The organism is Devosia sp. SD17-2 (assembly GCF_029201565.1).
Classification (GTDB): domain Bacteria; phylum Pseudomonadota; class Alphaproteobacteria; order Rhizobiales; family Devosiaceae; genus Devosia.
In genome coordinates this window covers 1,582,230-1,595,427 of record NZ_CP104002.1, presented here as the reverse complement: position 1 = coordinate 1,595,427, position 13,198 = coordinate 1,582,230, and the positions used below count along the sequence as shown (strand labels likewise).

Here is a 13,198-nt window from a genome sequence, read left to right as displayed (position 1 = left end):
CCCTAAACCGCGCGCCGATATAAAAAAAGGCCCCGGGAAAATCCCGGGGCCCTTTCGGTTTCGCTATGCGAGACCTCAGACCAGATCGAACCGGTCGGCGTTCATCACCTTGGTCCAGGCAGCCACGAAGTCCTTGACGAACTTCTCGGCATTGTCAGCCTGGCCATAGACTTCGGCGATGGCGCGCAGCTGGCTGTGCGAGCCGAAGATCAGGTCGGCGCGGGTCGCGGTCCACTTGGCTTCGCCGGTTGCGCGGTCGACACCCTGGTAGAGGTTGTCGCCGGCCGGGGTCCACTTGGTGGACATGTCCAGCAGGTTGACGAAGTAGTCGTTCGTCAGCGCTTCCGGGCTGTCGGTGAAGACGCCGTGATCATTGACGCCAGCCTTGAGCACACGCAGGCCACCGACCAGAACGGTCATTTCCGGAGCCGAGAGGCCAAGGAGCTGAGCGCGGTCGACGAGGGCGGATTCCGGCGACAGGCGCTGCTTGAGGTAGTGGTTGCGGAAACCGTCTGCCATCGGCTCAAGCCACTTGAAGCTGTCCGCGTCGGTCTGCTCGTCGGTCGCGTCGACGCGGCCCGGGGTGAACGGCACTTCGACGACGACACCGGCATCCAGCGCAGCCAGTTCGACACCGACCACACCGGCCAGCACGATCAGGTCAGCCATGGAGACGCGCTTCGAACCGGTCTGGCTCTCGTTGAACTCGGTCTGGACTTCTTCCAGAGCCTCGAGCACGCGGGCCAGCTGTTCGGGCTGGTTGACGGCCCAGTCCTTCTGCGGCGCGAGACGGATACGCGCACCGTTTGCACCACCGCGCATGTCCGAACCGCGATAGGTCGAAGCCGACGCCCAGGCGGTCGAAACCAGTTCCGAAACCGACAGGCCGGTTGCTTCGATGTCGCCCTTGAGCGCTGCAATATCGGCAGCGTCGATGAGGGCGAAGTCGCGGGCCGGAAGCGGATCCTGCCAGAGCAGGTCTTCAGCCGGGACTTCCGGACCGATGTAGCGAGCCTTCGGGCCCATGTCGCGGTGGGTCAGCTTGAACCAGGCGCGCGCGAAGGCTTCCTTCAGCTCTTCCGGGTTTTCCAGGAAGTGGCGGGAGATCTTGTCGTAGGCCGGGTCCATGCGGAGCGCCAGATCGGAGGTCAGCATGCTGGGAGCCCAGGACTTGCCTTCGATATGGGCGTCCGGAACCGTGCCGGCACCGGCACCATTCTTGGGAGTCCACTGCTTGGCGCCAGCCGGCGAGGTCGTCAGCTCCCACTCGAAGCCATAAAGGTTCTCGAGGAAGTTGTTGCTCCACTGGGTCGGCGTGGTGGTCCAGACGACTTCGAGGCCCGACGAGATGGTGTCAGCGCCCTTGCCCGAACCGAACTTGTTGTTCCAGCCCAGACCCTGCGCTTCGATCGGCGCGCCTTCCGGCTCTGCCTCGACCAGCGATGCGTCGCCCGCACCATGGGTCTTGCCGAAGGTGTGGCCACCAACGATCAGCGCCACGGTCTCATAGTCGTCCATCGCCATGCGGGCGAAGGTGTCGCGAATGTCGCGCGCCGAAGCCAGCGGATCGGGGTTACCGGCCGGGCCCTCGGGGTTCACATAGATGAGGCCCATCTGCACGGCAGAGAGCGCATCATCGAGCTTGCGCTCACCCTGGTAGCGCTCGGCGTCGGAGAGCCATTCGCCTTCCTGGCCCCAGTAGATGTCGAGCTCGGGAACCCAGGTATCGACGCGGCCACCGGCGAAACCAAAGGTTTCAAAGCCCATGGATTCGAGCGCGACGTTACCGGTCAGGATGAACAGGTCAGCCCAGGAGATACGGTTGCCGTACTTCTGCTTGATAGGCCACAGCAGGCGACGAGCCTTGTCGAGGTTGACGTTGTCCGGCCAGGAGTTGAGCGGCGCAAAGCGCTGCTGACCTTCCCCGCCACCGCCACGACCGTCCTGCACGCGATAGGTACCGGCAGAGTGCCAGGCCATGCGGATCATGAACGGACCATAGTGGCCCCAGTCTGCCGGCCACCATTCCTGGCTGTCGGTCATCAGCTGACGGAGGTCTGCCTTGAGGCCCTCATAGTCGAGCTTCTTGAATTCCTCGGCATAGTTGAAGTCCGCACCCAGCGGGTTCGCCTTGATGCTGTGCTGGTGCAGCACAGACAGGTCGAGCTGGTTCGGCCACCAGTCGCGATTCTGCGTACCGGTCTGCTGCTTACCGTGATTTACCGGGCACTTGCCGGCCGGCGCTGCGTCTTGCTGGTCGGGGAATACATTGTCTTCCACGGTGAGGCTCCTTCTTTTGTGAGGACCACATAGCCCACCGATCACGATAAGGCCAATTGATAATTCCTCCACGCTTGATAAGGTGTGCTTATCATGCCGATCACCATCAAACAGATGCGCTACGCCCTTGCTGTCGCCCGCGCCGGTCACTTCGGCCGTGCCGCCGAGGCGAGCGCCGTATCCCAGCCGGCGCTCTCCCAGCAGATACTCGCGCTGGAGGAACTCTGTGGCACGGCCCTCTTTGACCGCACCAAGTCAGGCGTCCGTCTGACCCCCTTTGGCCGGGAGTTCATCACCCTTGCGGAAGCCGCTGTGGAAACGGCCGACAAGCTCAATAATTTCGCGCTCCGCCACGGAGGCCGGCCTGACCGTCCGCTGCGCTTTGGCCTTATCCCCACCGTCGCGCCCTATCTCCTGCCGCAGGTCTTTCCCGCCCTTATCCGCGATCTGCCGGACATGCGCTTTGCGATCAGCGAGGGCCGCACCGAAACCCTTCTTGCCGGCCTCGAGGATGGCTCGCTCGATATTGCGCTCATCGCCACCGAGCCGCCGCGCACAGGCCCCCGCCTGGTCACCGCCCCCCTGTTCGCCGACGCCTTCGTGCTCGCCACGCCGCGCAGCGAAACCAGCGACACGCCGGTCTCGCTTACCGAAATCCCGCCCGAGCGCATCCTGCTTCTCGACGAGGGGCATTGTTTTCGCGACCAGTCCATTGCCGCCTGCCGGCTCGACGGAGATCGCAACAGCCGCACCTTTGCGGCCACCTCGCTCTCCACCATCGTGCAGTTCGTGGCCAATGGTCAGGGCGTCACCCTCTTGCCCGAGATCGCCGTCGACAAGGAAAGCAGCGACCCGCGCATCGCCATCCATCGCCTCAATGATCCGGCCGCCGGCCGCCAGCTGCGCCTCGTCTGGCGCGAGGCCACCCCATACGGACGGATTTTCGAGCAGATCGCCGGCATCGTCCGCTCGACCCGCGACGAAGAACTGGCCCAACCGGCCTGACCTTTTCCGATTAATCCTGACGCGCCATTGATCTGCCACCTGTCAGGCCCAACCTTTTCATCAGTAGGACGTTTGCCTCTGAACGATCGTGGCCAGACGGCTGCGACCGGGCCCGTCTAAACTGAGGAGAAGCAGATGAAAAAGCCCATCACCTGGATCTTGATCGCAAACGGCACCCAGGCCCGCATCCTGGAGCACAATGGCCCCGGCAAGGGCCTGTCCAGCGTCAATGGTCTTGAATGGGCCATCGCGCCCCTGCAGAGCCAGGACATCAACACCGACAAACCCGGCCGCGGATTTTCTTCAGCTGGCGCAGGCCGCAGTGCCATGGAGCCGCGCACCGACGCGGCCGACCACCGCGAAGCCGAATTCGTCCGCACCGTCGCCCAGGAGGTCGACCGTAAGGCGCTCGATGGTTCCTTTGATCGCCTGGTGATTGCCGCAGCCCCGATTGCCTTGGGCAATTTTCGCAAGCAGCTGTCCGATCACTCCAAGAAGCTGGTCCTCGCCGAGCTCGACAAGGACCTGACCAACCTCCCCACACCGCAGCTGAGCAAGCATTTCGACGGCATCATCGCCGTCTGACGCAAATGGCCCGGCGCCCTCCCCTGGGCGCCGGACCATCCTCAGAAACCACTGCAACATCAAAAACTTATCTCACGATCCGGAATCACTTCCTCCGGCAAGTGATTCAAGACATCAGCCCGTTGAATCAAGGCATCAGCCGCGCGGCCTATCCTATTCCGCGTCATCCTCATCATCATCGTCATCATCGCCGCTGAAGGCGTCGAGAAACTCTTCCAGCATCCGGTTGATGAGATCGGGCCGCTCGATGCTGGGGACATGGGCAACCCCTTCCATCACCAGCGCATAGGCGTTCGGCATGGTCTCCGAGAGGTGCTCATGCCTGTCCACCAGCGCGGTAAAATCCTCGTCGCCGACGATCAGCAGCGATGGCGCATTGATCTCGCCAACACGCGACCAGGCTGACTCGCGCTCTTCTTCCTGCGTCAGCGGCGGCTTGCTCAGCGCCCGCGCATTCATGTCGAGAAACAGCGCCCGCGCCGCTCCGCCCACACGGCCGCTTGGCCCGCGAGGACCATCCAGCCACTCATGCGCCTGGACCCTGTTGAGGAGGTCGAGATCGCCCCGCTCCCAGGCATCCTCTTCCGCCATCTCGATGGCTTCCTCGGCCTGCGTCGCCGTCCACGGCGCGCCGGTCACCGAGGTGCCGATCAGCACAAGGCCGATAACGCGACCTGGATGGCGCAGCGCATAGTCGATCGCCAGCCCGCCGCCGAGAGAGCAGCCGACAAAGATCGCCGCTTGGATATCGAGCGCCTCAAGCACCGCCTCGAGATCATCAAGGTGGCTGAATTTCTCGTCCGGGCTTTCCGCCCCGCCATAGCCGCGCCGGTCGTAGGCAATGGCGCGCCAGCCCATCTCGGCCGCCAGAGCCATCTGCTGCTCCCACATGCGGTAGTCGCAGACGCCGGCGTGCAGAAACACGACGGGCAATCCCTCGCCGAGCGACACGCCGGGCAGCACGGCGCCACCCGTTTTTATGACAAAGGGTTCGCCGGTCATGGCAGCGCTCCAATGGAACTGGATTTATTCGCTATAGGGCTTGGGCCAGACTACTGCAGCACCATGGCACAAAAGCGGATGTCATATCGCGCGCCGAACCAGCACCCTGGCTCATCAGCGATGGGCGCAAACACGCCGAGCTCGACCGGCACCTGGCCGGGCCGTGCATCGGCGGAAATCCGATAGCCCTGCCCCTCATTGTCCGCCGTCAATGCAAACGCAAAAACCTGACCGTCCGGGAGCGCGAATGTCAGCCCGCCACCATCGACACTCACGTCGCAGTCGAAGCTGTCATAGTCCGTCATTTCGCACAGCCCGGGCGCTGCCCCTGCCGGCGCGGCGAGGGCAAGGCCGCCTAGCAGCACCGCCCCCGTCAAGATCCTCTTCATCCATTCCCCCAAAACGGCAAACCTGTAAGGGCGCTAAGCCCCGATCTGGCCGAGCATATTGCACAAATTCAGCCAAACCCAACGCGTTTTCGGAAGCCTTCTGGCGGTTTGGTAAAGGGAGAGGCAGGGCGGCAACGCTCGCCCTGCCTCCAAAATCACCAGCGGGTCAGCCCGAGAAGCTTTTCGCCCAGCGGCGTCAGCTTCGCCGTTTCGGCATTGTGCTTTTCCCACTCCCGCGGGTCGCCCGGAAAGGCATCGCGCCGCGGATGGTCCCGCTCGCGCCACAGGCGAATGCGTTCCTCGCGCTCTTCGGCGTTGTCGAACTCGGCCGGATGCATCGAAATATACTGCGCCATACGCACGCGGTTTTCGGAGTGATTGGGCCGCACACCATGGGCCAGGAGCGAATTGAAGATCATCAGATCGCCCGGCTCCATGTCGATATTGACGACGCTGAGGCCAGTCATGTCCGGATGCATCGGATCGCGATCGGCAGGCTGGGTTTTCACCCATTCGTCAAAATGCTCGAAGAGATAGGGCACGCACTGGAAGCCCCCGACGTCGCCATCCTGCTTTTTCAAACTGAGCACCGCCTGCACCCCAATCGGCGGCGGAACGATGGAGGTATCGACGTCCCAATGGATAAAACCGTTGGGATTGCCCTTTACCTTCTTGGGCGGATTAAGGTTAGCCCGGTCGATCGTCACCCACAGATCCTCGCGGTCCCAGATGTCGACGAACACATCGTAGATGCGCTGCTCCATCCGGTTGTCCCACAGATACTGGTGATTATAGATCTCCAGCATGCCGGTGCCGTTCAGCTCCTTCATGATGTGATCGCGCCGCTGCGGCGCATACCAGGTGGACTGGTCGTTCGGGTCCTTTTCGTCAAATTTCCAGAGCAGATCCGCAAGCCGTTCGACATTGGCCGCAGGCACCGCCTGCCGCACGATCACATAACCCTTGGTTGTCCACTGCTGCCAATCCGCCTCCGACAACACCCGCAGCGGCAGGCGCTTCTGAATATCCTTGAGCTGGACGGTTGCATTGGTGGTCGGATGGCTGTCGCGCTTCATCGCATTGGCCATGGTCTGCATGTCGGAACTCTCCCATGTCTCGCTCCCGATCATTCGGTAGCAGCACACTAGCGGGCCCGACGCGGCCGATGTTGTCGGCAACTTGCCAGTTCTGATACTATTCTGGCGTTAGCAAGCGGATAAGCGCCAGATGAAGCCCTATCTCGAAAAGCTCGCGGCGGCCGACGGCGCCTCCTGGGCCATGCTCAATCGCCGCCTGCCCGAAGGCATCCCCTTCCAGTGGCATCATCACCCGGAGATGGAGCTCACCCTCACGCTCAACTCCCGCGGCCAGCGCTTTATCGGCGATCACGCCGCTCCCTATGACCACGACGACCTGATCCTTGTCGGCGGCAATCTCCCTCACACCTGGGCTTCTACCGAGGCCATCGACCCTACCCAGCCCCATGTTGCCCTTGTGCTCTGGTTCGGCCCCGACTGGCTTGAGCAGATGGCGGCGACTTCAGTCGAACTCGCCCCCTTGCGCGATCTCATCACCCGCGCCCGCCACGGCCTCCACTTCCCCGCAGCCACCGCCAGCGCCCTGCGCCAGCGCTACGAGGCGCTGTTCGATCAGCCGCCGGAACAGCGTCTTTTCAGCCTGCTGGACCTGCTCCTCACCCTCGCTCGTGACCGGGACGCCACCGCGCTCTCCACCAGCAGCGCCGCCCCCGCCGATCAGACCAGTCGCGCCCGCATCGACCGCGTCCTCGCCCATATCCACGCCCATCACGCCGAACTGATCCGGCTAGACACCCTCGCCGATCTCGCCGCCCTTAGTGCCTCCGGCCTCCACCGCATGTTCTTGAAACACACCCAGACGACCATCTCGCAATATCTCATCCGCCTGCGCATCGCCGACGCCTGCGCCCGCCTCTCCTCCACCGACCAGCCGATTCAGCACATCGCCAACTCTGTCGGCTACGCCTCCCTCGCCAACTTCAACCGCCATTTTCAAACCCTGCGCGGCATGACGCCGAGGGCGTATCGGGGACGGTTCAGGGGGTGAGTGAATAAAAAACCGGCCCCGACAGTGTCGGAGCCGGCCAGAATTCGTTTCAACACAAAACTGCTTAGCGGGTCAGCGGCTTATACGTTGCGCGCTTCGGGTTGACCGCGTCGGCGCCGAGACGGCGGACCTTGTCGGCCTCGTAGTCCTGGAAGTTGCCTTCGAACCATTCCACGTGGCTGTCGCCTTCAAAGGCCAGCATGTGGGTCGCCAGACGATCGAGGAACATGCGATCGTGGCTGATGATAACGGCGCAACCGGCGAATTCCTCGAGCGCCTCTTCGAGCGCGGCAAGGGTTTCGGTGTCGAGGTCGTTGGTCGGTTCGTCGAGGAGGAGCACGTTCGAGCCGGCCTTGAGCATCTTGGCAAGGTGCACGCGGTTACGCTGGCCACCCGAAAGATTGCCGACCTTCTGCTGCTGGTCCCCGCCCTTGAAGTTGAAGGTCGAGGTATACGCACGAGAATTCATCTCGCGCTTGCCGAGCATCAGCACATCGTCGCCGCCGGAGATTTCTTCCCAGACGGTCTTGTTCGGATCGAGGGAGTCGCGGCTCTGGTCGACATAGCCGAGGTGCACGTTCTCGGCCACGGTGATGGTGCCCGAATCCGGCTTTTCCTGACCGGTCAGCATCTTGAAGAGCGTGGTCTTGCCGGCGCCGTTCGGGCCGATGATGCCCACGATACCACCCGGCGGCAGCTTGAACGAGAGATTGTCGATCAGCAGGCGATCGCCGAAGGACTTCGACACGCCTTCCACAGTGATCACGTTCTGGCCGAGGCGTTCGCCCGGCGGAATGATGATCTGGGCGGTATGCGACATGGTACGGGCGTCGTTGAGCTTGACCAGTTCGTCATAGGCCTTGATACGTGCCTTGGACTTGGACTGGCGTGCCTGAGGCGACATGCCCATCCATTCCTTTTCACGTTCCAGCACCTTTGCGCGGGCCGCATCTTCGCTCTTTTCCTGCGCAAAGCGCTTGGCCTTGGCATCGAGGTAAGCGGAGTAATTGCCCTCGTAGGGAACGCCGCGGCCGCGATCGAGCTCGAGGATCCAGCCGGTGACGTTATCCAGGAAGTAGCGATCGTGGGTGATGATGAGCACGGCGCCTTCGAATTCACGCAGATGGCGTTCGAGCCATGCGGTGGTTTCGGCGTCGAGATGGTTGGTCGGTTCGTCGAGCAGCAGCAGGTCAGGCTTGCTGAGCAGCAGCGCGCAGAGCGCGACGCGACGCTTTTCACCGCCCGAGAGGTTCTCGACCGAAGAATCGCCCGGAGGGCAACCGAGGGCTTCCATCGCCACTTCGACCTGGGATTCGAGATCCCACAGGTTCTGGCTGTCGATGACATCCTGGAGCTTGGCCGCTTCGTCAGCGGTCTCGTCCGAATAGTCCATCATCAGCTCGTTGTAGCGATCGATGACGGCCTTCTTCTCCTTGACGCCGAGCATGACATTGCCCAGCACGTCGAGGTTCGGATCAAGCTGCGGTTCCTGCGCCAGATAGCCGATCTTGGCGCCATCGGCAGCCCAGGCTTCACCGGTGAACTCGGTGTCGATGCCGGCCATGATCTTGAGCAGGGTCGACTTACCCGAGCCGTTCGGGCCCAGGATGCCGATCTTGGCATCGGGGTAGAAAGACAGATGGATATTATCCAGCACCTTTTTGCCGCCGGCATAAGCCTTCGACATTCCGTGCATGTGATAAATAAACTGGCGCGCCATTGCGTCCTTGCCTCTTATGCGTAACGGGAGTTGGCCGTCTATGTAGGCCATGCCGCACAAGGGAGCAACGGCTGGCCGTCACTGCGGCCCCATGATCCCGCACAATCGGCTGAAATGTCGCGTCGGCGCGTTATAATGCACCCTGCCCCGCCGGAGGGGAACCAAGTCTATCCCGTGTTAGTTTTCCGGGTTGCTTGGGGAGACCTCCAAATTGAACACATATCCTGAAATTGTGCCGGTTCCACGCCGGCGCCTCAATGCATTCGAAGCCATTGCCACCTTTGCTATAACTGCGACCCTGCTTTATCTCGGTGCAGGGATTTTTGTGCCGCTGGTTCTGGCCATTCTTCTGGCCTTTGCCCTCAATCCGCTCGTCAGCTGGATGAACCGGCGCCTCCACCTGCCCGATCCGGTTGCCGTTATCCTTGCGGTGCTGATCGCCGTGGCCGCCCTCGCCGGCTTTGCCGTCATGGCCGGATTGCAGATTGCCAACCTGGTGCAGGAACTCCCTGGCTACCGCTCCATCATGCAGACCAAGATCGAGGGCCTGCAGGAACAGTTCGGCGGCATGACCTGGCTCGACCAGATCACCGGCATGATGTCGAGCCTCGGGGATGGTTTTAACGGCGACTCCACTGGCGCGCCCGCAGAACCGGGCCAGATGCGCCCGATCCCCGTCACCATTTCAAACGACATCGGGCCACTGGCGGTGATCACTTCGGTCATGGGCTCCATTGTCGGCCCCATCGCCACCGCCGCCATCGTCACCGTCTTTCTGATTTTCCTGCTGATGGGCCGCGCCGACATGCAGGAGCGTTTCATTCGCCTCGTCAGCGCCGGCCGCTATTCGCTGACCAACCTTGCCATTTCCGACGCCAGCAGGCGTGTCGGCCGCTATCTCATCATCCAGCTGATGGTGAACACAACCTACGGCATCATCTTCGGCATTGGCCTCTGGCTGATCGGTGTGCCGAGCGCTCCGCTCTGGGGCCTCCTGATCATTCTGTTCCGCTATATTCCCTTCGTTGGCGCGCTCATCATCGCCATCGTGCCCTTTACCCTGACCTTCGCCGTCGATCCCGGCTGGAACATGCTGCTGATGGCGGTCGGGCTCTTCGTCGTCATCGACCTCACCACGGCCAACGTCATCGAGCCGCGCCTTTACGGCTCCAGCACCGGCGTCTCGCCTATCGCCATCCTGCTTTCGGCCATGTTTTGGGCGACCCTCTGGGGGCCGGTCGGCCTCATCCTTGCCACGCCCATGACTGTGGTTCTTGTGGTTGTCGGACGCCACCTGCCCCAGTTCCAGTTCCTCGAGACCCTTCTCGGCAGCGAGCCGGTGCTCTCGACCCATGAGCGGCTGTACCAGCGCATGCTCAACGGCAAGACCGAGGACGCCATCGATCTCTCCGAGGATTATCTCGAAGAGCACGACCGCGAAAAATGGGTCGATGATGTCATGCTCCCCACCCTGCGCATGGCCACGGCAGAACTGCCGGATCGCCCCGAATCCGTGCCGCAGCGCCGCCAGCTCATCGCCACTTTCGAGGCCGTTCTCAACAATGTCGTCGAGCCGGTCTGGCAGGACGAGGCCCCGATCATGCTCATCGGCGGCCGCACCGAAATCGACGAGGCCGCGGCCCGCCTGCTCGGCATGAAGCTGCTCGACGACAAGCTCGGCGTCTCGGTCCTCCCCCCCGGCGCTATCCGCCAGGAAGCCATCGGCCGGCTCGAACTCGAACCCGTGCACACCGTGGTCCTGATGTTCATGGGCGCCGACATCCGTGCCCAGTGCCGCTATGTCGCCCGGCGCATCCGACGCATGGACCCCGAGGTCCGCATCGCCGTCGTCCTGCTCAACGCAGCGGCCGGCGAGGAAACGGCTGATCTCCTCCATGTCGACGCCCTCTACCGCGACCTCGACAAGGCGGCTGACGCCATCAAGGCCGCCCAGGCCCCCGTCAAGAACCGCCAGGCCATCAAGGCCCAGCCCTTCGCCGGGCTCGGTCGCGGCGACGACGCCCTGGGCAATGCCCTTGACGCCATCGCCGATGAATTCGACGTCCCCGTTGCGCTCATCAATCTCACCGACGATGAGCGTCACCTCGAGGACGAAGACGCGGCAGAGCTCACCCGCATGGCCGTCGAAAAGGGCGATGTGCTGGTGATCCATAACTCCCAGTCGGACAGTATCGACGGGGACAACGCCTATCTCGTTACCAACGGTATCGACTTCTTCGCCGCCGCGCCGCTGGTGCTGGCAGACGGGTCAGTTGTCGGCGTTCTGGCCCTCCAGGACTACGAACAGCATGAGTTCTCCGAGGCGGATATCGCCCGGCTCAAGGCCAAGGCCGACGAGCTGGTCGTCAAGTTCGGCTGATTTCCGCCCCCCTGCGCAATGCAACACCTCCTCGTTTCGGGGAGGTGTTTGCTTGTGTGATCAGCCCATCGCCACCGGCCACCAGCTCAAGGCTTCCGCCATGTCACTCTGCGGCAACGGTAATGGAGGATCGCCCGTCGGCGATGACCCGGTCGCGGCCCATTTTCTTGGCCACGTAAAGCCTGCGGTCTGCCTCGGCGAGAAGCGGGCTGCCTGAAAGCACGCCCGAATGCGCCAACCCGATACTGACGGTAACGCTGAGGCCCGGTGCGAGATCGGCAAAGGAAGTGGTGCGGATCGTATCGACGAGGCGTTGGCAAATCGGCTCGGCATGTTCGAGCCCAAGCCTGTCGAAGACGAGGCCAAACTCCTCTCCGCCGAAGCGGAAGGCCCTCAGGGAGGGATCGAACCGGTGAAGGATATTGGCGATCCGGATCAGCACCTTGTCTCCCACAAGGTGGGAGTAGCTGTCATTGACCTGCTTGAAATAGTCGATATCGAGGATGCCAACGACGCCCTCGCGATGCGCCAGCCCGGCAAAAGCTTGGTCGAACGCGCGGCGGTTGGGGATGCCGGTCAGGCCATCCTCTCCCGCCTGTATCTCGAGCGCCGCCGCTCTCTCCCTCAGCTTGTCGTTCTCCAGCTGTCGATCAAGCGCATGGGCGCGGCGGCGCGACGTCTCGCCATGATCGGCCATGACCGCGTCATGATAGGCGCGGTGATAATTATAGGCGTCCTCGTAACTCCCCGTCTTGGCGCTGACATCCGCCAGGCGCTTGAGCGTATTGATCTTTCCGTCGTGATTGGCGACTGTGAACACAACTTCACGAGCCTCCAGCATCAACTCCATCACCTTGTGGTAGTCACCCATATGGGCGTGGATATCGCTCTTGCTGCAGAGGTAATGGACGCGTTCGCGCGGACCGAGTTCGGTCACGAGCGTCTCATATTCCTCGATGCAGACCTGTGACAGCGTCAGCTCACCGCAGGCGGCGTACATTTCCGCCGCGTTCGCCAGCGCGACGCGCAGGTTCCAGAGGTCACCGATTGCGCGGGCAGCGTCAGCACCCTTGTGGCTGGCCGCCGCCGCCGCACAGAGAAGCTTGTCAGCCGCCTCGCGGTCCGTCCCTGCTAGTTGCTCACTGAGGAACAGCTTGGCGTAACCTTGATTGATATGGGTCAGTGCCACCGTGCTGCCGTCGCCTGACTGAGCGGCAAGGGCCATGGCATCATCAAGCACCGACAGCGCCAGCGTCATCTCGTGACAGATCACCAGAGCCACCGCCTTGCAGTTCATGGCGAAGGCATTGAGCGCCTTGTCGTCGGTTCGCGCCGCAATGACGGCGGCTTCCGAGGCACTTTCAAAGGCCAGGTCGCTCAATCCGGCTTCAGCCAACAGCCATGAATAGACCGCAAGAGACAGCGCATGCCTCCAGTGATCGTCCCGCCCGGCGTAAAAATTGCGGGCCTCATGGGCGGCCGCCAGGCCCTCGTCGCAATAGCCCAGCTGCAGACAGAACCAGCCTATGCAGCGATTGGCCTCGGCGAGGGCGCGCAGATCACCAGTCCGCAGAGCCTCATCGCGGATGGACCGCGCTTCGACCAGCCCGGCGCTGGACTTGCCAATACGCCCGTTCTCCCAACAGGCCATGGCTCGTTTGACAAGGATCGTGTCGTTGCCAGAAGTCACTCGCCTCTCCCCTCAAGAGAGATTTAACGCGTCATCTAATCAAAAGGCAAAGTCCACACCAC

General features: G+C 62.5%; 10 protein-coding genes. 4 read left to right on the top strand and 6 right to left on the bottom strand.

The window, feature by feature from the left end:
* Positions 1-75: 75 nt before the first annotated feature.
* Positions 76-2,280, bottom strand: a complete 2,205-nt coding sequence (gene katG, locus NYQ88_RS07765; RefSeq protein WP_275654369.1) for a catalase/peroxidase HPI — start codon at positions 2,278-2,280, stop codon at positions 76-78.
* A 93-nt stretch (positions 2,281-2,373) separates the two neighbouring features.
* Here katG and NYQ88_RS07760 point away from each other — a divergent pair, with 93 nt between their 5' ends.
* Together NYQ88_RS07760 and NYQ88_RS07755 are read left to right on the top strand one after the other, a co-directional pair.
* A complete protein-coding gene (locus tag NYQ88_RS07760) occupies positions 2,374-3,285 on the top strand; it encodes a hydrogen peroxide-inducible genes activator (protein WP_275654368.1) in 912 nt (303 codons plus the stop codon).
* A 135-nt stretch (positions 3,286-3,420) separates the two neighbouring features.
* Positions 3,421-3,870 (top strand): host attachment protein, encoded by a 450-nt coding sequence (locus NYQ88_RS07755; RefSeq protein WP_275654367.1) that lies wholly within the window; start codon positions 3,421-3,423, stop codon positions 3,868-3,870.
* A 153-nt stretch (positions 3,871-4,023) separates the two neighbouring features.
* Here NYQ88_RS07755 and NYQ88_RS07750 read toward each other — a convergent pair whose 3' ends face one another.
* The 3 genes from NYQ88_RS07750 to NYQ88_RS07740 form a co-directional block, all read right to left on the bottom strand.
* Positions 4,024-4,872, bottom strand: a complete 849-nt coding sequence (locus NYQ88_RS07750; RefSeq protein WP_275654366.1) for an alpha/beta hydrolase — start codon at positions 4,870-4,872, stop codon at positions 4,024-4,026.
* 50 nt (positions 4,873-4,922) lie between these two features.
* On the bottom strand, positions 4,923-5,261 hold the full coding sequence (locus tag NYQ88_RS07745) for a hypothetical protein (RefSeq protein ID WP_275654365.1): 339 nt from the start codon (positions 5,259-5,261) through the stop codon (positions 4,923-4,925).
* A 155-nt stretch (positions 5,262-5,416) separates the two neighbouring features.
* Entirely contained in the window at positions 5,417-6,349 is a 933-nt protein-coding gene (locus NYQ88_RS07740; RefSeq protein ID WP_275654870.1) for a phytanoyl-CoA dioxygenase family protein, read from the bottom strand.
* Between the two features lie 139 nt (positions 6,350-6,488).
* On the opposite strand from NYQ88_RS07740, the gene NYQ88_RS07735 reads away from it, so the two are divergent.
* Complete coding sequence (locus NYQ88_RS07735; protein ID WP_275654364.1) at positions 6,489-7,346, top strand: AraC family transcriptional regulator; 858 nt, start codon at positions 6,489-6,491, stop codon at positions 7,344-7,346.
* A gap of 64 nt (positions 7,347-7,410) precedes the next feature.
* On the opposite strand, the gene ettA is transcribed toward NYQ88_RS07735, so the two are convergent.
* A complete protein-coding gene (gene ettA, locus NYQ88_RS07730) occupies positions 7,411-9,066 on the bottom strand; it encodes an energy-dependent translational throttle protein EttA (RefSeq protein ID WP_275654363.1) in 1,656 nt (551 codons plus the stop codon).
* A 211-nt stretch (positions 9,067-9,277) separates the two neighbouring features.
* Between ettA and NYQ88_RS07725 the strand changes: the two genes are divergently transcribed.
* Complete coding sequence (locus NYQ88_RS07725; protein ID WP_275654362.1) at positions 9,278-11,446, top strand: AI-2E family transporter; 2,169 nt, start codon at positions 9,278-9,280, stop codon at positions 11,444-11,446.
* 103 nt (positions 11,447-11,549) lie between these two features.
* Here NYQ88_RS07725 and NYQ88_RS07720 read toward each other — a convergent pair whose 3' ends face one another.
* A complete protein-coding gene (locus tag NYQ88_RS07720) occupies positions 11,550-13,136 on the bottom strand; it encodes a GGDEF domain-containing protein (RefSeq protein WP_275654361.1) in 1,587 nt (528 codons plus the stop codon).
* Between the last annotated feature and the right edge of the window lie 62 nt (positions 13,137-13,198).

What these genes read in the sequence shown, in the direction of transcription:
- NYQ88_RS07760 (WP_275654368.1), top strand. Translation starts at nt 2,374, where the DNA reads ATGCCGATCACCATCAAACAGATGCGCTACGCCCTTGCTGTCGCCCGC.
- NYQ88_RS07755 (WP_275654367.1), top strand. Translation starts at nt 3,421, where the DNA reads ATGAAAAAGCCCATCACCTGGATCTTGATCGCAAACGGCACCCAGGCC.
- NYQ88_RS07750 (WP_275654366.1), bottom strand. Translation starts at nt 4,872, where the DNA reads ATGACCGGCGAACCCTTTGTCATAAAAACGGGTGGCGCCGTGCTGCCC.
- NYQ88_RS07745 (WP_275654365.1), bottom strand. Translation starts at nt 5,261, where the DNA reads ATGAAGAGGATCTTGACGGGGGCGGTGCTGCTAGGCGGCCTTGCCCTC.
- NYQ88_RS07740 (WP_275654870.1), bottom strand. Translation starts at nt 6,349, where the DNA reads ATGGCCAATGCGATGAAGCGCGACAGCCATCCGACCACCAATGCAACC.
- NYQ88_RS07735 (WP_275654364.1), top strand. Translation starts at nt 6,489, where the DNA reads ATGAAGCCCTATCTCGAAAAGCTCGCGGCGGCCGACGGCGCCTCCTGG.
- ettA (WP_275654363.1), bottom strand. Translation starts at nt 9,066, where the DNA reads ATGGCGCGCCAGTTTATTTATCACATGCACGGAATGTCGAAGGCTTAT.